This window comes from Cylindrospermum sp. FACHB-282, from assembly GCF_014697195.1.
Lineage (GTDB): Bacteria > Cyanobacteriota > Cyanobacteriia > Cyanobacteriales > Nostocaceae > Cylindrospermum.
Map to the genome: position 1 here is coordinate 1 of NZ_JACJRJ010000053.1, position 18,888 is coordinate 18,888.

At 43.4% G+C, this 18,888-nt stretch carries 14 protein-coding genes; 10 read left to right on the forward strand and 4 right to left on the reverse strand.

Going from position 1 to position 18,888, the window contains the following annotated elements:
- The 3 genes from H6G32_RS21895 to H6G32_RS21905 all read left to right on the forward strand — a co-directional run.
- Positions 1–1,638: cadherin-like domain-containing protein (locus H6G32_RS21895; RefSeq protein ID WP_190462107.1), on the forward strand; the 1,638-nt coding region annotated here is incomplete at its 5' end.
- 269 nt (positions 1,639–1,907) lie between these two features.
- Entirely contained in the window at positions 1,908–3,350 is a 1,443-nt protein-coding gene (locus tag H6G32_RS21900) for an FAD-binding domain-containing protein (RefSeq protein ID WP_190462113.1), read from the forward strand.
- Between the two features lie 241 nt (positions 3,351–3,591).
- A complete protein-coding gene (locus tag H6G32_RS21905; RefSeq protein ID WP_199328210.1) occupies positions 3,592–3,855 on the forward strand; it encodes a DUF7219 family protein in 264 nt (87 codons plus the stop codon).
- Positions 3,856–4,434: 579 nt separating this feature from the next.
- On the opposite strand, the gene H6G32_RS21910 is transcribed toward H6G32_RS21905, so the two are convergent.
- Positions 4,435–4,899 carry a hypothetical protein gene (locus H6G32_RS21910; protein ID WP_190462115.1) on the reverse strand — a complete coding sequence of 155 codons (465 nt, stop codon included), beginning with the start codon at positions 4,897–4,899 and terminating at the stop codon, positions 4,435–4,437.
- Positions 4,900–5,023: 124 nt separating this feature from the next.
- Positions 5,024–5,188, reverse strand: a complete 165-nt coding sequence (locus tag H6G32_RS21915) for a hypothetical protein (protein ID WP_190462168.1) — start codon at positions 5,186–5,188, stop codon at positions 5,024–5,026.
- Between the two features lie 266 nt (positions 5,189–5,454).
- Between H6G32_RS21915 and H6G32_RS21920 the strand changes: the two genes are divergently transcribed.
- The 5 genes from H6G32_RS21920 (at position 5,455) to H6G32_RS26905 (ending at position 12,516) form a co-directional block, all read left to right on the forward strand.
- Positions 5,455–6,042 carry a sigma-70 family RNA polymerase sigma factor gene (locus H6G32_RS21920; protein WP_190462117.1) on the forward strand — a complete coding sequence of 196 codons (588 nt, stop codon included), beginning with the start codon at positions 5,455–5,457 and terminating at the stop codon, positions 6,040–6,042.
- A gap of 14 nt (positions 6,043–6,056) precedes the next feature.
- Complete coding sequence (locus H6G32_RS21925; RefSeq protein WP_190462120.1) at positions 6,057–6,800, forward strand: anti-sigma factor; 744 nt, start codon at positions 6,057–6,059, stop codon at positions 6,798–6,800.
- A gap of 279 nt (positions 6,801–7,079) precedes the next feature.
- Complete coding sequence (locus H6G32_RS21930) at positions 7,080–11,015, forward strand: DUF2157 domain-containing protein (protein WP_190462122.1); 3,936 nt, start codon at positions 7,080–7,082, stop codon at positions 11,013–11,015.
- A 481-nt stretch (positions 11,016–11,496) separates the two neighbouring features.
- On the forward strand, positions 11,497–12,012 hold the full coding sequence (locus H6G32_RS21935; RefSeq protein ID WP_206757975.1) for a VOC family protein: 516 nt from the start codon (positions 11,497–11,499) through the stop codon (positions 12,010–12,012).
- Positions 12,013–12,360: 348 nt separating this feature from the next.
- Positions 12,361–12,516, forward strand: coding sequence for an element excision factor XisH family protein (locus H6G32_RS26905; RefSeq protein ID WP_309232622.1), 156 nt, complete (start codon positions 12,361–12,363; stop codon positions 12,514–12,516).
- Between the two features lie 185 nt (positions 12,517–12,701).
- Here H6G32_RS26905 and H6G32_RS21945 read toward each other — a convergent pair whose 3' ends face one another.
- The gene (locus tag H6G32_RS21945) at positions 12,702–13,649 is read right to left on the reverse strand and encodes an NAD-dependent epimerase/dehydratase family protein (RefSeq protein WP_190462126.1); all 948 of its coding nucleotides are present in this window, start codon (positions 13,647–13,649) and stop codon (positions 12,702–12,704) included.
- Positions 13,650–14,027: 378 nt separating this feature from the next.
- Here H6G32_RS21945 and purD point away from each other — a divergent pair, with 378 nt between their 5' ends.
- Both purD and nblS read left to right on the forward strand, forming a co-directional pair.
- A complete protein-coding gene (purD, locus tag H6G32_RS21950) occupies positions 14,028–15,314 on the forward strand; it encodes a phosphoribosylamine--glycine ligase (RefSeq protein WP_190462129.1) in 1,287 nt (428 codons plus the stop codon).
- Between the two features lie 150 nt (positions 15,315–15,464).
- Positions 15,465–17,438, forward strand: a complete 1,974-nt coding sequence (nblS, locus tag H6G32_RS21955; protein WP_190462131.1) for a two-component system sensor histidine kinase NblS — start codon at positions 15,465–15,467, stop codon at positions 17,436–17,438.
- Positions 17,439–17,822: 384 nt separating this feature from the next.
- Here the strand turns inward: nblS and H6G32_RS21960 are convergent, their stop codons facing one another.
- Positions 17,823–18,194 carry a zinc ribbon domain-containing protein gene (locus tag H6G32_RS21960; protein WP_190462133.1) on the reverse strand — a complete coding sequence of 124 codons (372 nt, stop codon included), beginning with the start codon at positions 18,192–18,194 and terminating at the stop codon, positions 17,823–17,825.
- Positions 18,195–18,888: the final 694 nt, after the last annotated feature.

Genomic DNA, 18,888 nt, shown 5'->3' on the forward strand with positions numbered 1-18,888 from the left:
GCTGACTTATTAACAGGTTTCAGTGATGTGGATGCGGGTGATATCCTCTCAGTTACCAACTTAACTGCGACTAACGGTGCATTGGTAAATAACAACAATGGGACTTATACCTTCACCCCAACTGCCAACTTTAATGGTGCAGTTAATCTCACCTACGATGTCACCGATGGCACAGCAACCCTAGCTGGACAAACTCAGACTTTCTCTGTCACCCCCGTTAACGATGCGCCAACAGGTTCACCAACTGGCATTTTAAGCAACACAGCCGAAGATATTGCCATCAATATTACTGCGGCTGACTTATTAACAGGTTTCAGTGATGTGGATGCGGGTGATATCCTTTCAGTTACCAACTTAACTGCGACTAACGGTGCATTGGTAAATAACAACAATGGGACTTATACCTTTAACCCAACTGCCAACTTTAATGGTGCAGTTAATCTCACCTACGATGTCACTGATGGCACGGCAACCTTAACTGGACAAACTCAGACTTTCTCTGTCACCCCCGTTAACGATGCGCCAACAGGTTCACCCACTGCAACCTTAAGCAACACACCAGAAGATACTGCCATCAATATTACTGCGGCTGACTTATTAACAGGTTTCAGTGATGTGGATGCGGGTGATATCCTCTCAGTTACCAACTTAACTGCGACTAACGGTGCATTGGTAAATAACAACAATGGGACTTATACCTTTAACCCAACTGCCAACTTTAATGGTGCAGTTAATCTCACCTACGATGTCACTGATGGCACAGCAACCTTAACTGGACAAACTCAGACTTTCTCCGTCACCCCCGTTAATGATGCGCCTGTTGCTGTTGATGACAGTGCTTCCACATTCTTTGGTACTACCGTCAACATCGCAGTTAGTAGCCTACTAGCTAATGATACCGATATCGATAGCACCTCGTTGAGCATTACTGGTGTCAGCGGTGCTACTCACGGTACTGCCGTCCTGAATAATAACGGCACAGCCAGCAACACCGCAGATGATTTTGTTTCCTTTACGCCAAATCTTCTGTTTTCTGGTAATGCCAGCTTTAACTACACCCTCAGCGATGGTAGCCTGACTGATACTGCTACGGTGACTGTGGCTGTCGGTGTGAACCTTTCTGGCACTAATTTTGCTGATAACCTGTTTGGCACTAGCGGTAACGACATCATCAACGGTGGTAATGGCAACGATACCATCACCGGCGGCGCTGGTGACGATAACCTTTACGGTGGTAATGGTAACGACACCTTGTATGGAGACGGCTTCATGGATGGCGGCGCGGGTAACGATACCCTCTACGGGGGTGCCGGCAGCGATCGCCTCTACGGGGGTGCCGGCAGCGATCGCCTCTACGGTGGTAATGGTAAAGACCTGTTGTATGGCGGTATTGGCAGCGATACCCTCACTGGTGACAATGGTAACGATACATTTGCCTTTGCTGCCGGGGAAGGTACTGATACCATTACTGATTTCGACAAGGGTCACGATTTGATTGGACTGTATGGTGGTTTAAGCTTTGGGCAATTAAGTTTCTCAGGTAGCAATATTCTGGTGACTTCTACGAATGAAATTTTGGCAACGCTGACTGGTGTTAATACTACGACCCTGACTGCTGCTAATTTCGTAAACCTCTAGTCTTACAGACCTTTTAGGTTCTTGGTGATGCGATGGTCGTTCGCGTAGCGTCTCGAAGAGAAGACCCGCCTTCGGCGATCGCATTTCTGCATCAGTGATTTGTGTCGTTGTGTAACCTGAGCCGTAATCGTCTATTTGGGTACTCCAAGGGTACTCCAATATCATATTGAGGCATTCACCTAAAGTCAGATCTAAATTTATCAGTAGAGTGATGCTCAAGGGTACCGTTAGACTTTAATCTAGTACAGGTGAACCACCATCAATAGAGAATGTCTGATTTAATTCTGTTTTGGCATCGCCGCGATTTACGCATTGCTGACAATACCGGACTAGCTGCGGCACAACGCCAGAGTCCAAAAGTGGTAGGTGTGTTTTGCCTTGATCCTGATATTCTGGAGCGGGATGATATAGCGCCAGCGAGAGTAACTTATATGCTGGGCTGTTTGCAGGGGCTAGAAGAGCGATATATTCAAGCTGGTAGCCAATTGTTAATTCTTCATGGGCCGCCGGTGGTAGCGATTCCAGATTTAGCCGAGGCATTGAAAGCTAAGGCTGTATTTTGGAATTGGGATGTGGAGCCTTACGCCCAAAAACGCGATCGCATTATAATTAATTCTCTAACGGAAAAAGGCATCCAGTTTCTGAACCAAAACTGGGATCAAATCCTCCACTCACCAGAAGAAATTTTTAGTGGTGCGAAAACTCCTTACACCGTTTATACCCCCTTCTGGAAAAATTGGAGTAGTAAACCAAAGGCAAAACCAGTAAAAACACTGGAAAATGCTGAGGGATTAACCGCAGATGAACAGGAAATCGCCAAACAAGCAGGAGCAATAAAATTACCCTCCGCCAAAGATTTAGGATTTATCTGGGATGGAGAATTGATTATTCCCCCAGGAGAGGCAGCAGCGCAAGAACGTTTACAGGCATTTACCAATAATGCCATTACTGAATACCAAGAACAGCGCAATTTTCCAGCAGTAGACGGCACATCAGAACTGAGTGCAGCTTTAAAATTTGGGGTTATTGGCATTCGTACCGTTTGGCAAGCCACAATAGAGGCATTAGACAACAGCCGCAGTCAAGAAACAGAAGCCAGTATCCGCACATGGCAACAGGAATTAGCTTGGCGGGAGTTTTATCAACACGCAATGTATCACTTCCCAGAATTAGCCGAAGGTGCTTATCGGGAAACGTTTAAAAGCTTCCCTTGGGAAAACAATCAAGAACATTTTCAAGCTTGGTGCGAAGGTAGAACCGGCTTTCCCATCGTTGATGCAGCCATGCGCCAGTTAAATGAAATCGGCTGGATGCACAATCGTTGTCGAATGATTGTCGCCAGTTTCCTCACCAAAGACTTGCAGATAAATCCCCAGTGGGGAGAAAAATATTTTATGCAGAAGTTAATTGACGGAGACTTATCTGCTAATAATGGCGGTTGGCAATGGAGTGCTTCCAGTGGCATGGATCCTAAACCATTGCGAATTTTTAACCCAGCCAGTCAAGCCCAAAAGTTCGATCCAGATGGGGAATATATCCGGCAATGGGTCTCAGAATTGCGCTCTGTGGATACAGAATATTTAGTAACTGGTAAAATTCCCCCGTTAGAGCTTCATGCTATTGGTTATCCTCAACCCATTGTGGATCATAAAATAAAGCAAGCTTTGTTTAAGGAGATTTATCAACAGCAAAAGGGTGTTAATTTGCCTTGACGACTTTGCAGATGAGCTCTCGCTAACAAGTCGGCAGAGCCGATGACACTAACTTCAACGGGGGAACCCTGGCAACGCAGTGTCTCCCTGTTGCTTGTCTAGCAGTGTTTATACCCTGATTTCTAGTCATGATTCCAACATCACTTACCTAATTTAATCTGTCTTTGGGCAGATAATTGCATAATTTCTCAGCAACTGGCTGATACCTTAAAAGTAAAATAAATTTTTAAAGGGCAAGCAAGTGACACATTTAATAAAAAAAGATATCGACACCTTTATTTATCCTCCTAGTCTCTATTGCAATAATCCCACACCAGAAAATATTGCTTTTAACACCCAATTACAAAAATTAGCCGCAGAAATTGCTTACATCAGTGGCTTAGAAGCATCTGGGTTAATCTCTCCTGACGAGGCTTACAAAGAAGTTAAGGCTCTGTGGAAACAATTTCAACAATTCAAAAAAGGAATTGATGGGAAACCAGTAGAACGGTTAAAATGTGCTTAATAAAACTTGTTTAACAAAAAGTCTAGGTATGGGATAGCTGTTAGCTCCCTTTTCGTTTTTGGGTACAGTGCTAAATCTCGCTATTGCTGTCTTATATTCAATAAAGGTAATTTATGACAGTTATCAAATGAAGCACGAAAATATAAACGAAGGAGTCAGAATTTAGAAGATATTATTGAAGTACGACATCTTCAACACTATCACCCGTGTTATCAATCTTGAACTGATAAAAAACATTTGGGTCGAAGGGACTAGTAGTCTGTCAAATAAATTTTGACGGATAAAGAAACGTAGACCGGAGGGCGTGCCGCAGGCTACCGCAAACTTTCAACTGATAGAAAAGAGGTGATACTTCTCCTCAGTTATCCTCATATTTGCCCTTATTGAGGTGTTTTTTCCCTACTGTTGAACGCGGAAATAGCCAGTTGATTTGTGTACTTTTTAAAAGGCTATGGCTGTTACCAAAGACCTAAATTTTCTAGCGCCAGAGTTTTTGATTTGGGATTTTCTAGGGAGTTAAACTAAGCTTAGTTGTCTTAATAGGACTTACTCCAAACCGTAGAAAATCCAGCCTAATGGCTATTGCTCAGACTCGCCTGATTCACTCCAATATCCAGCTTTTGCAAAGAGGTCAAAAATCTTAAAAGCTGTTTGCCTAAGTGGATCATTTAAATCATCTGAAATCAAATCAAATCTGTTTTCACCGAATGCCAACAAATTGGCAGTGTCCGGGTCGATACCGTTATCCAAGAATTCACCGAATGCTACAGCATAAGGATGCTCATCGATGGTGTCATGTGTGGTTAAAAACTCCTCTCCCGTGAAGGCTGGATATTTTTTATCATCATCTTGATTCCATTGAGCAAGGTACTCTTCCACTGGAATATCGTTGACACTTCCAATCTCATTAAATTTGATATCCGCAAATAATTGGTCACAAAGATAAAGAGTTGACATGGTAGAAAATTTGTGAATTTTAGGCTTTTTAATAACGGCAGTATCAGGCTTTAAAAATCTTGCAGGATAGTCGCCAACAGTCGCCATGAATTACGTAGGCGAACACGCTAGAAAATTTTCTTTACCTATGCTCTCTTTTCAATTCATGTTGCTGACTACTTTTATTTCATTGATGCCAGATGTTTTTAATTTTTAGTTTTAAGTTGATTAATCAACTACCAGCCTTTGGTAATGGTGGTGTAGGCTGCTTGTCAAGGAATGCATAGGGCACAAGCTGATCATCACCCGGTAGTCCCTTTTCTTTTAGCAGGACTAATAATACAGTGCGGAAAACCGCTGCGTGGGAAGCCTCTACGGGGAGAATAGTTGCTCCCACTCTGTGGGAAGATGATTTGTGAATTTTCCGTATTGGACATAAATTTTTTCCTTGGCAAACACATAATTAACTATTCTCCTTACTTAAGTACGGATTAGGAGTTAATTTGGATTGCATAATGAGATAACATTATCCCAAAACATCCAATTGACAATGTCAGCCGTATTCTTTAAGTGAAGATGAGTCAGACTTTGCCATTTGCCAAACGCCCAAAATGCTATGACACAAAAAATCAAGTTGCTTCTGCCCCTCTCTGACTGAGCAAAATGCATCCTGACTCTCCTAACAACAAACCTGACTTAAAAGAATCAACTGATGCAGCGCTGTTTCAAGCTCTCACAGCCAGAGATGCCTCCGCTTTGGCAACCCTTTACGATCGCTATGCCAATTTGGTCTATGGGTTAGCTTTGAAGATATTGCGCGATCCTCAAGCGGCTGAAGACCTGACTCAAGAAGTCTTTCTGGCATTATGGCGGCATCCTAACTACAATCCTGCCCGTGGTTCTTTGAGTAGCTTTTTGATCACTCTGACACGTTCGCGGGCGATTGATAAACTCCGCTCTCGTGGTGCTTCTTTAAAGTTTTTAGACCGCTGGTCTCAACAGATGTCTAGTCAACCTCCTACTAATAACCCTTTTGAGCAAGTCTCTATAGAAGAACGTTCCCAGAAAGTGCGTAGCGCATTGGCTCAACTACCAGAAAATCAGCGTCAAGTATTAGCTATGGCTTATTACGAAGGGCTAAGTCAAACGGAGATTGCACAACGCTTAGAGGCACCTTTGGGAACTGTCAAAACGCGGGCAAGACAAGGCTTAATCAAGCTGAAAAGAATTTTGCAAGACTGGATTAATTAGCTGATGATGATGTCATGACTGATTCCTTTTCATCTGAATACCTAGAAGAATTAATTGCGGGTTATGTCCTCGACGAACTCGACTCAGAAGAAGCTGAAGAGTTAGAAAGGCTGATTGCACAAAACCCAGCAATTATCAAGGAAATTGCTCAATTACAGGAAGTCATGGCACTCTTACCATACGAGATTCCTGAAGTACAGCCTTCGCCTCAACTGCGCTCGAAAATTCTGGCTGTGGCTCAAGCCAATGAAATCCCTGTTGCTTCAAAAAAGCGCTTTTCCTTGCCTTGGGGACAGATTATCGCCGCTCTAGTGGCTTTAGGTCTGGGGCTAGACGGCTATCGTTTGCGGCAAGAGTTGCAACTTACCCAAGCTCAACTTGCTCATCAAGCAGAAATTATTGCTCTATTACAGCAGCCTAATTCTCGACTGGTTGCTCTCAAAGGCGTGGATGCGAACACTGCTTCGGGAAGTATTATCCTTGCTCCCAATAAACAGAAGTTCGTAATTGTTGCGGAAAATCTCTCTCGGTTACCTGAGAATGAAATTTATCGGCTTTGGGCAGTAGTTGGTGACAAAAAAATTGCTTGTGGACAGTTTAATGCTAGTTTGACAAGAACAGTTTTTGACAGCTTTCCTATTCCTAGTAATGTTTGCAGCTTAGATAAAGCAACCCTAGTGGTGACAAAAGAACCAGTACCTTCTCCTCCTCAACCTGTTGGCTCTCCTGTACTAATTGGTAAACATCAGGATTCTTAAACAATTAAAAATTCAAAATTAAATCATTCGTGTACAATCAATCAGATTCTCGACTTCTTAGAGAAGTCGGGAATCTAAGCTTTTTTGAATAAAATAGGATTGCGATATAAAGTTTTTCATATTTTTACCAAAACTTGAATAAAGTCAATTGTGCCAGTTGAGTATTGATCATGTCGGCTAAAAATTAACATCAGTCAGCCGAATAAGTGGCACATTTTACGCCAAAATATACCTTAATTAAACCCATTATTTAAGTATCTACTTATACTGCTGCGGCTTATGTCATCACCCCTTGACCGTCCGCTGACACTTCAAATTAAGCTGCCATCTTCCCATCCTCAGTTATTAGAAGGACTGGATAGGTTACTGCGCTTGGGTTTGATATCTGATGCCCAAGTTAGGAAAATATGTCGGGAGCATCTCACTTGTCACGTGGCGTTTAAATCTCTGGCTGCACCTAAACCCCAGGCAATGGTTGCCACTTCTGACCCTGTAGAGGCGTTGCCTGTTGCAGCTGTTGCGCCAGCTAAACGACCTTCTGAGACGCCAGTAAAGCCAGGGTCACCCAGTTTCGTCTCCTCGATGTTGCAGTCGTTGGTGGCGGAATTGAGTGTGCGCTGGTTGCTGTTTTTAGGTTTATTTTTGGTGGTGCTGTCTTCTGGGGTGCTGGCGGCGAGTCAGTGGGAAAGGTTCCCCCCGGCTGGACAATATGGGGTTTTACTGGCTTATTCTTTGAGTTTTTGGGGTTTCAGCTTTTGGGCGGATAGGCAAAATAATCTGAGGTTGACGGCGCAGACATTGTTGATTGTGGCACTGTTGTTGGTACCAATCAATTTTTGGGCGATGGATAGCTTCCGGTTGTGGCAAAATCCTGTGAATTGGATTGTCATGGCGATCGCAACTCTTATCCTCTCCTGGATGACAATTTCACTCTGCAACAACCGCACAGTGAGAACTAATTCCCCTGTTGGTAAATTACCGCTGGTAAATATTCTAGGGCTGAGTTATCTGCAATGGGGTTGGAATTTATCAGGATTTCCCTTGATTGCTGTTTATTTGGCAATGATAGGGACAACCATCATCACTGTTTATCAAAATCAAAATTTACCCAACTCCCAAGAAAATCAAGGTACACAGCGGAATCGATTAAATATAAGTTTATCCGCTACAGTAATTATTTATGCTCTGCTAGTGCTGCTGGTACGGGCGATTTTTGTGGCGGGGGTAGATGTTACTCAGTTAGGTTTAGCTGTTGGTATTTGTGGTTGGTTGGTGACTTGGTTAGCCCAGAAGAACCTCACCTCTAGCGCCTCCACCCAAGCAGGGAGCGGGGTAGAAAATGGAATTAGTTCAAATTCTTCACCCACCCCTGATTTAATCGGGGAAAGACTCGGCGGAATTTTGCTTTTTTTGGGTTGGGTGGTTTCGGTGATAACTCAACCTTTGCAAGCAATAGTTGTAAGTGGGTTGGGTTTGTGGGTTTGCAGTCGTCGCTTACAGCGGGATAGTTTACAGAATGATTTAGCGGCAATTTTCTTTATTGGCCTACAGACGATTTGGCTGGGTTGGCGGTTAGTACCTGCTGAATTACAGCAAGCTGGGATTGCCATTGGCACCAATCTCACTAATTCGCAAAATGCACCTTGGGCGTTGTTGGGTATCGCTTTATTTCCCTACATAATATTGATGGTGGCGCTAACAGATCGCCTACATCGCACCCAAAAACGAGAATTAGCTATTTTTGGCGAACAGTTAACGCTGTTGTTGGGGGTTTGTTTAACAAGCATCGCTTTAATTAATCCCACATTGCGATCGCTTAATCTGCTATTTTCTACCATCACTTTAGCGATCGTTACGCAACGCCGTCCCGCTTCACCTCCTCCTCTGGTATACCTGACTCACATCACAGGAGTATTGACACTTGGTGCGATGATCAATTGGCTGTTACCAACCCTAAGTAGAGAAATTTGGGCGAGTATTTTGTTAGTCGTCATGTTGGCAGAATGGGGATTTAGCCTTGGGGAAGGACTATGGCGGCGTAGTGCTTGGTATATCGGTTTAGCACTTGCTACCGTTAATTTTGCTCTCTTGCTGGGAAATACAGAAATAACCTGGAATCGCGTTATTTATATCCAAAACTATTGGGCAATTATTTGGCTGATTACACCTTTAGCCCTCACCGGTTTAGCTAGTCGCACAACATTCCAACGCACTACCAATAGTTATTTGAGTCTTTTGGCTGTGGGAGTTGCCCAGTTACTAACTTTATTTTCCCCAGGAACCAGATTAATTGGTTTGGGTGTAGCTGTGGTGGTGATGTTCTTGAATACGCGCTATTTAAGGAACCAAACATCTGCGGTAATTACCATCGGTTACTCTTTGAGTTTCATCGGGGCGCTGCTGTGGATGTTGGTGCCACAGTTAGGGTTAGCGGGTTGGTTTGTTGTCCTTGCTTTGGCTATTTTAAGTTTATGGTTAGGGGCTACTGCATTAATCAGGCAAGGTAGTGAATTAGCCGTAATTTATGCAGCAGCTAGTGATAAATGGGCGATCGCATTATGTAGCTTAGAGTTATTAACCCTGACACTGCACTCAGTCCTACTTTACCAAGGGTTTGCTACTACCGGAATTGTCTACTTAATCGCCACAGCAATCACCTTGGGGGCGATTATCTATCGCAGTTGGCGAAAATCGACAAACCGAGCATTTTACAGCATTGGTTGGTGTTTAGAGTTGTTAGTTGCCCAAGGGTTAGGATTTGGGGAATACTCAATTATTAGAATAGCGATCGCCAATATTGCCCTAGGTTTAACAACGCAGTTTTTTGGAGAATGGTGGCGACGACGATACCAACTAGAAAGCCTGCCCAATAGCTTCCACATTTTACCGCTGATCTATGGTGCCTTCAGTGTCTTACTGCGGTTTACCACCTTTACCGACTGGACAGGTTTTTGCACCCTAGGCGTAGCTTTAATTATCATTGGCGTAGGGCGACGCCGCGAAAGCTTCAAACCCCTGCTTTACCTGGGAATGATTGGCGTCTCAATTTCCGCCTATGAACTTCTATTTTATCAAATGTCCCAAGCCACAGGCGGCGCAATCGGCGATGGATTGATTGCCATGTCGGCTTTGGGAACTAGTATCATGTATGCCTACCGCATCTTGTCCCCTTGGCTAATCAGCTATTTCCGTCTCACACCCCAAGAACTCAAAAGCATCGCCCATCTACACTGGGCTTGGAGTAGTAGCTTATTCATCGCCGCCATTACAGTAAACATCCAAAGCAGCCATTATGTAGGGTTGACAACTGGAGTATTTTTGATTCGTTATGCTTTATGGCAGGGAAGACAAAATACAACTAATGCCCCAGAAGAAAGAGTTTGGGAATTAACAATCGATGAAATCTGGGTTTACCTAGGTTTGATAGAAGCAGGTGTTCTCGGTATTTATTTGCAGGGTTTGCCTATAGGGCGTGTGTTTGCTCAACAGTTACTACCTTGGAATGCTGCGATCGCCTGCTTAGTCGCCTACTTCCTCTACATCCTACCTTGGCAACGTTTAGGTTGGTCAAAAACACCTTGGCAAAGAGCCGCATACATCCTGCCACTAATCATATTATGGCAAACCGCACTACAAATTAACCCCATCGCCTTAATCATCACAGCAGTATATTACATCTTTCTCGCCAAGGGAGCAGCACAATTCCGGTTTACCTATCTCAGCGTAGCCTTGATTAATTGGGCATTATTTTCCTGGTTTTATAATTTTTTACGCTTGACTGATCCTTTGTGGTACATCACACCCATCGGCTTATCACTGCTATATATTGCCCAAGTAGATCCCCAATTGACACCACGAGAATCTAAAGACAGTCGCCATAGTCTGAGAATGTTTAGTAGCGGCTTAATTTGTGCCTGGGCAATATTATTTCATCAAAACGCAGCTTGGATACCCGGAATTTTCAGCCTCATCGCCATTTTTGCCGGATTAGCCTTGCGAGTACGGGCTTTTCTCTACGTTGGCACAGCCACCTTCTTCATCACCAGTATTTATCAAATGGTGTTATTCAGCTTCCAATATTCCTTTCTAAAATGGATTGTTGGCTTGCTAGTCGGCATCCTACTAATTTACATCGCCGCCAACTTTGAAACCCGTCGCGCCCAAATAAGTATCCTACTCCGCAACGCCAGTGAGGAATTTCAGCAATGGCAATAGATAGATGGGCAGACTAAACATTATATCAAGTCCGGTTAAAGACTGATCATTAAGACCGCACTTTGCAGGAGGAAAGAGGGTTTTCTGGTTTTTGCACAGACGCAGGAATTATAACTAATTAAGGAACTTCCCAATAATAAAACATCCCAAATTTTCTTGTTTGTGGGGTGGGCTTCTAGCCCGCCCAGTTTATAGGTTGGGGGTGATACAGGCTTATGAAAGTGCTTTGAGTCAGCAGTTGTTGTATCCGGCTTGTGGGGAAGTCCATAAGATTTTGCAGCGGCTGAAAGGTAAGGAGAAAAAGGGTTCTGGGGGTTGAGGGTGGATTTTTGGGGAGAAAAAATGCCTGTAACTCGAAAAATTCACAAATTGGGGTGGGGAACCGTCTATTTATAAAGATGTGGGCAGAAAAACTTTTAATTTTTGTTCCCACTCCCATGATAGTGGATTGGGCTAAATCCCACTGATTGAAGGTAGTAATTTGCTAGATCAAAACAATTTGTATAAAACTCAAGGTACGAAGATAATGCAAAAATTGCAAAGAGTAATTATTGGACTGCTGTTAACTGTTTTCTTAGCTATTGGTTTCAGCACACCAGTATACGCGCAATCACAAAACCCACTAGCACCCGCAGGTTATCTATTCAGGATCAATGTCTCCACTGAGCAGAGAGCCATCAACTTTTACCATGATATCCTGGGTATGACCAAGGATACTGAGAAGAGCGTCTGTTCTCCAGAGTATTGTTGGCTGGAGTTCTTTGCCCCTAACAAGGAAGATGTGAGGATTGCAACCCAAATCAGCTCTACTACAGGAACGGGGAAGGCAGTAATAACAATAGTTGTCGACGATGTAAACAATGCTAAAGCGTATTTGGAATCTAGCGGAATTTCTGTAAGCGAAATTCAAGAACCTGGTAAAAAAGTGCGGTTAGCATTTTTTAACGATTTTGATGGCAACAGATTAGCTATTCGTGATGAGAAAGGCCGAATTTAAACTATAGCTCTTCTGTCACTCTCCGAAAACATTTGCCATTTCTGAATTCTAGAGCTTTTATCTACCAAGCGATTGCACAATTTCTTTCTAAGAATAAATACAACACCCATTTTTTTCTAATAGGATAGGTTGGATTGATTGGTTGATAAGGCTTTCAGAAATTGCCCTCCTGGAAAGTGACAAAAGAGGGCTATAGCAGTCCTAAATCATTTGTGAACACAAAGATACCCGACTTCTCTAAGAAGTCGGGTATCTGACTCACTTTAGGTTCACAAATCAAATAGGATTGCTATATGTCTAATTAACAATATCGAAAAACAACAGCGAAAGTCGTGACGGTTTTTGTGAATACTTTCGCTATTAACAGTTCCGGTAGATGTTTATGATGAGTTTTTTAATCGGAAGTTTATTCAAAGAATTATTGGCGACTATCAACTAAAATTACTAATTTTTAACCCAGATCAAGAGGAGATTGTTATATGGAGAGACTATAGGGCAGGATGATTATGTTTATTATTTCTGTTTCAACACCAGCAAGGTGATATCATCATAAACATTGTGTTCGCCAATATGCGATGCCTGGGTTGGGCGTAGCCATCGCACATCTTCTATAATCTATTGCCTAATTTGATTCACTGAGTATTGCCAATTTTGGCTGTTCACCTCACACAGCCGCTCTAAACCATTGATCAAGCATAGAACTTCTTCACCCACTGCCATTCCTGCATCAAACCATCTCTCAGCGATACTTGCGGTTGATATCCCAGAATTTGCCCCGCTTTAGAGATATCAGCAGCGGTGTGACGAGCATCTCCCATCGCCTTTTCTATATAATTTCTTTTAATGGGTTTGCCAACGATTTCTGCCATTGTATCCAGAACTTCTGCTAAAACCACCCTGCTACCACCGCCAATATTGAAGATTTGCCCCACTGCTGCGGGTGTGGTGGCGGCTAAATTGGCAGCGATCAGATCACTAACAAATGTAAAATCCCGCGTTTGCAGTCCATCACCATAAATAGGAATCGCTTCATCGTCCAAAACAGCGCGAAAAAATTTATGAAACGCCATATCTGGACGTTGTCGGGGGCCATAAACTGTGAAATAACGCAATGACACACAGGGCACACCAAAGTTTTTATGATAAAGTCCACACAAACCTTCAGCTGCTAGCTTAGTAATACCGTAAGGAGAAACTGGTATGGGGGTAATTCCTTCGTGGGTGGGTAATGTTTCCGCATCCCCATATACACTAGATGAAGAGGCAAATACTAAACTTTTCAGGTGTTGAGCATCTTTGGCTGCTTCTAACAAAACTTGTGTAGCGTTAATGTTCTGTTCGGTATAGGTGCGAAATCCTTGACCCCAACTCGCTCTTACTCCCGCTTGTGCTGCCTGATGATAAACTACCTCAACATCTTTTAGGAGTGTTTGCCAATCTAAAAATTGAATATTTCCCTCAATTAATGTAAATCCTGGTAAACAGTTTAAATAGGCAATATTTTTTCGCTTAAATATAGGATCGTAGTAATCGTTAAATTCATCAATGCCGATTACTTCTTCTCCCTGTTCTAATAGTTTTTCCACAAGATGAGAACCAATGAACCCTGCGGCTCCGGTAACTATAATTTTAGCCATTTCTCCGATGTTTTTGATATTTTATGCATTTGAATATTCATAGGCTAATACTAGATACCAATAATTGCTATTACTTCATAGTGATTTTTAACTTAACCAGTTTAAGGCTAAAAAAACATAGTAACTACTGGAAAATTGGAATTAATTAGCGGAAAGTTCAGTTTTTTATTAATGTCAACTATAAATGTACTAAATTACTGAGGTCAATGCTAAAAGCAAATTCAGCCTAAACATAGTAGCAAAAGCTGGTAGCCAGCGGAGCAGCTGTAATTAAACTTAGAAATCTGGTGATGGGCTTGCATAAGCAGGAGGATTAGTGAAAAAATTGATCTGCGAGTCACAGCATTCTCGCTTCGCAAGGGACGCAAGAGGAAATAAGTGAAAGTTTTAGTTGTAGGTAATGGAGGGCGCGAACACGCTCTGGCATGGAAACTGCTACAATCCAAGGAAATTGAGCAGGTTATTTGTGTGCCAGGAAATGGGGGTACGGCAACCATGGAACGTTGCCAAAACTTGCCCCTAGCGGTAGATGACTTTGAGGGCATAAGCCAAGTTGCTCTGGAATATGGCATCTCTCTGGTGATAGTTGGGCCAGAGGTGCCCTTAGCAAAGGGAATTACAGACTATCTCCAAGTCCTGGGACTGATGGTGTTTGGCCCAGTCAGGGTGGGAGCGCAAATTGAAGCGAGTAAGGCTTGGGCCAAAGCCTTGATGCAGGAAGCAGGAATTCCCACAGCACGGGCGGCGGTATTTACGGAGGCAGCAGCAGCAAAGTCCTATGTGAAAACCCAGGGAGCGCCAATTGTTGTCAAGGCTGATGGGTTGGCGGCTGGTAAGGGTGTGACAGTTGCTGAAACCCTGGCACAGGCAGAGATTGCTATTGATGCCATTTTCCAGGGGCAGTTTGGCAGTGCGGGAAATTTTGTGGTTATTGAAGAATGTTTGATTGGACAAGAGGTTTCGGTTTTAGCCTTGACTGATGGGTTAACAATTCGACCTTTGTTGCCTGCTCAGGATCATAAGCGGATTGGTGAGGGGGATACGGGAGAAAATACTGGGGGGATGGGAGTCTATGCCCCAGCGCCTATTGCGACACCTGAGTTGATGGCACGTGTGCAAACAGAAGTATTAGAAAGAGCGATCGCCACTTTAAGAACTAGGGGCATTGACTACCGGGGTGTTTTGTATGCTGGGTTGATGATTGCACCCGATGGCGATTTTAAAGTTTTAGAATTTAACTGTCGTTTTGGCGATCCGGAAACCCAAGTGATTCTGCCGCTATTGGCAACACCTCTAGAAGATTTAATCTTGGCCTGTGTACAGCAGCGGTTAGGAGAAATGCCCCCTATTACTTGGAAAGGGGGGGCTGCTGCCACTGTGGTTGCTGCCTCCGGTGGTTATCCTGGGGAATACGAGAAAGGCAAGGTGATTACTGGCGTTGAGGATGCAGAGGCAGCAGGAGCAACTGTATTTCATGCTGGCACGAAGTTGAACCAGCAAAACCAAGCGGTGACAGATGGGGGCAGAGTTTTAAATGTCACGGGAACTGGTGCCAATTTTGAGCAAGCGATCGCTCAAGCTTATGCTGGAATCAAATATATTCAGTTTGAAGGGATGTATTACCGTAGAGATATCGGTCACAGAGTCCTGAGTCCTCAGTCCTGAGTTCTGTTAGCGGTAGCGGGGCGTTTAGCCCGTCCTGAGTTATCCCAACTCCCCAACTCCCGATTTCCCCCCTAACATATTTATCAAATTAACTGTTAATTTTTTAGTTGTTGGGGTTGACAAAAAAAACTACTAACAACTGTATTGAAAATGCTGGCTTTTTTAACAACAATCAGAGAAGCGTTTGCCTACGGCGTGTCGAAAACACTCGCCAATTGGTGGTCGGAGTTCACTCTCCAAACCAAGCTTTTGGCTGTGGCAACTTTAGTAGTTTCGTTGGTGATGAGCGGTCTCACTTTCTGGGCGGTGAATACAATTCAGCAAGATGCACGTCTGAATGACACCCGCTTCGGTCGTGACCTAGGACTGTTGCTAGCTGCTAATGTAGCTCCGCTAATTGCTGAGAATAATCTCACTGAGGTAGCCCAATTTTCCCAACGCTTCTACAGCAGCACCTCAAGCGTGCGTTATATGCTCTATGCTGATCAAACAGGGAAAATATTTTTTGGTATTCCTTTTTGGGAAGCGGAAGTTGAAAACTCCCTGACTATTCAGCGGCGAATACAACTACCAGAAGATTACCCTGGTGATGGGGAAAAGCCGATGGTGCGGCAACATCTAACCCCAGATGGGGTAGTCACCGATGTGTTTGTTCCCCTGATCGTCGATAAAAAATATTTAGGTGTGTTGGCGATCGGCATCAACCCCAACCAGACATCAGTTATCTCCACCAATTTCACCCGTGATGTCACCATCGCCGTTTTCATCACGATCTGGGTAATGGTGATTTTGGCAGGAGTAATTAACGCTTTAACGATCACCAAACCAATTAAAGAGCTACTGGTGGGAGTTAAACAAATTGCCGCAGGGAATTTTCAGCAGCGAATTGACTTACCCCTAGGAGGCGAACTGGGAGAGTTGATTTTAAGCTTTAATGACATGGCACAGCGCTTAGAAAGTTATGACGAGCAAAATATTGAGGAAATTACAGCAGAAAAAGCCAAGTTAGAAACTCTCGTTTCCACCATCGCCGACGGTGCTGTACTGATCGACAACAATATGCAGGTGATTTTAGTCAACCCGACAGCGCGGCGAATTTTTGGCTGGGAAGGGGTGGATGTGGTAGGTAGCAATGTGTTGCATCACTTGCCTTCCTCAGTGCAAATGGAAATCACCCGCCCTTTATATGAAATGGCCGCAGGCGATCGCGAAAGTGCCGAGTTTCGCATCCCAATTAACCAACCAGCCCAGCGCACACTCCGCATTCTCTTGACTACAGTACTCAACCTGCAACGGGAGAGCATCAAAGGCATTGCCATCACCGTCCAAGATATCACCCGTGAGGTCGAACTCAACGAGGCAAAAAGCCAATTTATCAGCAACGTTTCTCACGAACTACGAACGCCTCTATTTAACATCAAAACCTATATCGAAACCCTGCACGATTACGGCGAAGACTTGCGTGTAGAAGAACGGCAGGAATTTCTCCAAACTGTCAACCATGAAACTGATCGCCTAACCCGCTTAGTTAACGATGTTTTGGATTTATCAAAACTCGAATCTGGTCGCAACTACAACTTCGATGGGGTGGATTTGTCCCAAGCGATCGAGCAAACACTCCGTACTTACCAACTCAATGCTAAGGATAAAGGCATTGAACTGATTCAGGAACTTGCCCCTAACTTGCCCCTAGTCGTCGGTAATTATGATTTATTGGTACAAGTATTTGGCAATCTGATTGGGAATTCTCTAAAATTCACTCAGGCAGGGGGCAAAGTAGCGATTCGCGCTTACCAACTAGATCCCAAACCCAAGGCTCATAATCAACCCTCGATTGTGCGGATTGAAATCGCTGATACGGGAATTGGCATTGCTCCAGAAGACCAACAGTCAATTTTTGACCGCTTCTTCCGTGTAGAAAACCGAGTTCATACCCTGGAAGGCACTGGTTTGGGTCTATCCATTGTCAGAAATATCATCGACAGACATCACAGTAAAGTCAATTTGGTGAGTGAAGTCGGCATCGGCACCACTTTTTGGTTCGACTTAGACGTGTTTAATGAACAAGTAATCCCAAAGACGGTTGAATTTACTGCGGAAACACCGAAAATACCCGCAGTGTAAAAATATCTCCCGCCTATTTGGGTAACCTAATATAGCGCTGATATCTTGGCTGCACCCAACTGAGAGCCGCGATCACCCGACAATCCTATAATTTGCATACCATCACAGGACTTACGCCAGAACTCTCTCAAACCCTTCTTCCCACCTGTCCTTTGCTTCCTTTGCGGTAGCCTGCGGCACGACAATCTCTCTTTAGTTACCTGCTCCATCCCCTACTGGGAAAGGGTTTAAAGAGAGATTTTTTAATTCTTAATTTGTAATTGTTTAACAGCTTTGGTTGCTAACTCTGACAAACAAAGCAAGCCATTTGTAGATATCCGCTCCAAAGAGTTGACAAACATACTTGCTGCTGGTTGGTAAAATAATTATCAAACTCACATTTTGTCAAGATGTTGACAGCGCAATCAGCAAACAAACTAATAATAAAGCTAGTAGCAGTAATAAGGCCTGATGGTGCTTGAGCCAGGTTTTCACAGTCGCACCAAAGCTGCTGGCATGTCGCTGCTGTTGCAACTCTAATTTGGTCTCTTCTATATTTTGGTAGAGAGTACAGTCTTTGGCGTAGGGGCGTTGGGGAAAGTTACAGGTATCATCAAAGTGATAAGTGCAGGAGTTACACAGATACCCGTCCTTAGTGGCGCGATGCAAGGGAATTCCGGGATGTCCATAAGCTTTGAGAGTTATACGGCAATTAGGGCAAGTAATAGCCTGACTGTCAATGAGTTGATGGCAACGGGAACAAGATACAGTAGCCAAAACCTGAAGGTTATAGGTAAGTAACTATTTTATTCTAGCCATTTACAAGCAAAAAAAGATTCGCCGAATTCAAAATCACCAAAATTCAGAGTCTCGCGGAGCTAGGAGCTAATACCATTTCGGATTTTGGATTTTAGATTTTGGATTGGAAACCGCTTGGTGTATCTGGGTTTTCTCTGTCTATCTGTCGCCATCATTTTTCTTTCTTGGTATAACGCTAACAGCATCCACCAACCCTCAGATTTCTCTCAAAATGAAAAATTTACGGCGTTGAATACCAGATAACTCGGAAAAACAGAGGATTTCTAAAATTTGGTGCATAATTCCTAGACATATAGGTGAAATATTGATCAGCATATTCGCAACTTAGTTGAAGGCATCGCCTCTCTGTTTGCGACTTGAGATTATTGAAAACTCTCAAGTGAATAATTAGGCTTTAACAAACACTCTCAAATATTAAGGGTGCTTAATAGTTTATGACAAATCAAATATCAAAATTATTGTGTCAGCCTTTTGTGAGACGCAAAAACTACTTTCGGCTACTTTTCAGAAAGTTGAGCAAATTTTGCTTTTTTTTGCTCAATCCCTTGCCTAAAGTAGCAATAAAAGCTATAGGAGATTTTGTTGAACCCCATCACCATATCTTTAGCTAAAAATCAGTGCTGTAGTGATGTAGCTAATCAATATCAGTCTC

Coding starts and splice junctions, on each gene's coding strand:
- H6G32_RS21925 (WP_190462120.1), top strand. CDS start 6,057: ATGACTGATTCCTTTTCATCTGAATACCTAGAAGAATTAATTGCGGGT.
- nblS (WP_190462131.1), top strand. CDS start 15,465: ATGCTGGCTTTTTTAACAACAATCAGAGAAGCGTTTGCCTACGGCGTG.
- H6G32_RS21920 (WP_190462117.1), top strand. CDS start 5,455: ATGCATCCTGACTCTCCTAACAACAAACCTGACTTAAAAGAATCAACT.
- H6G32_RS21900 (WP_190462113.1), top strand. CDS start 1,908: ATGTCTGATTTAATTCTGTTTTGGCATCGCCGCGATTTACGCATTGCT.
- H6G32_RS21945 (WP_190462126.1), bottom strand. CDS start 13,649: ATGGCTAAAATTATAGTTACCGGAGCCGCAGGGTTCATTGGTTCTCAT.
- H6G32_RS21910 (WP_190462115.1), bottom strand. CDS start 4,899: ATGGCGACTGTTGGCGACTATCCTGCAAGATTTTTAAAGCCTGATACT.
- H6G32_RS21930 (WP_190462122.1), top strand. CDS start 7,080: ATGTCATCACCCCTTGACCGTCCGCTGACACTTCAAATTAAGCTGCCA.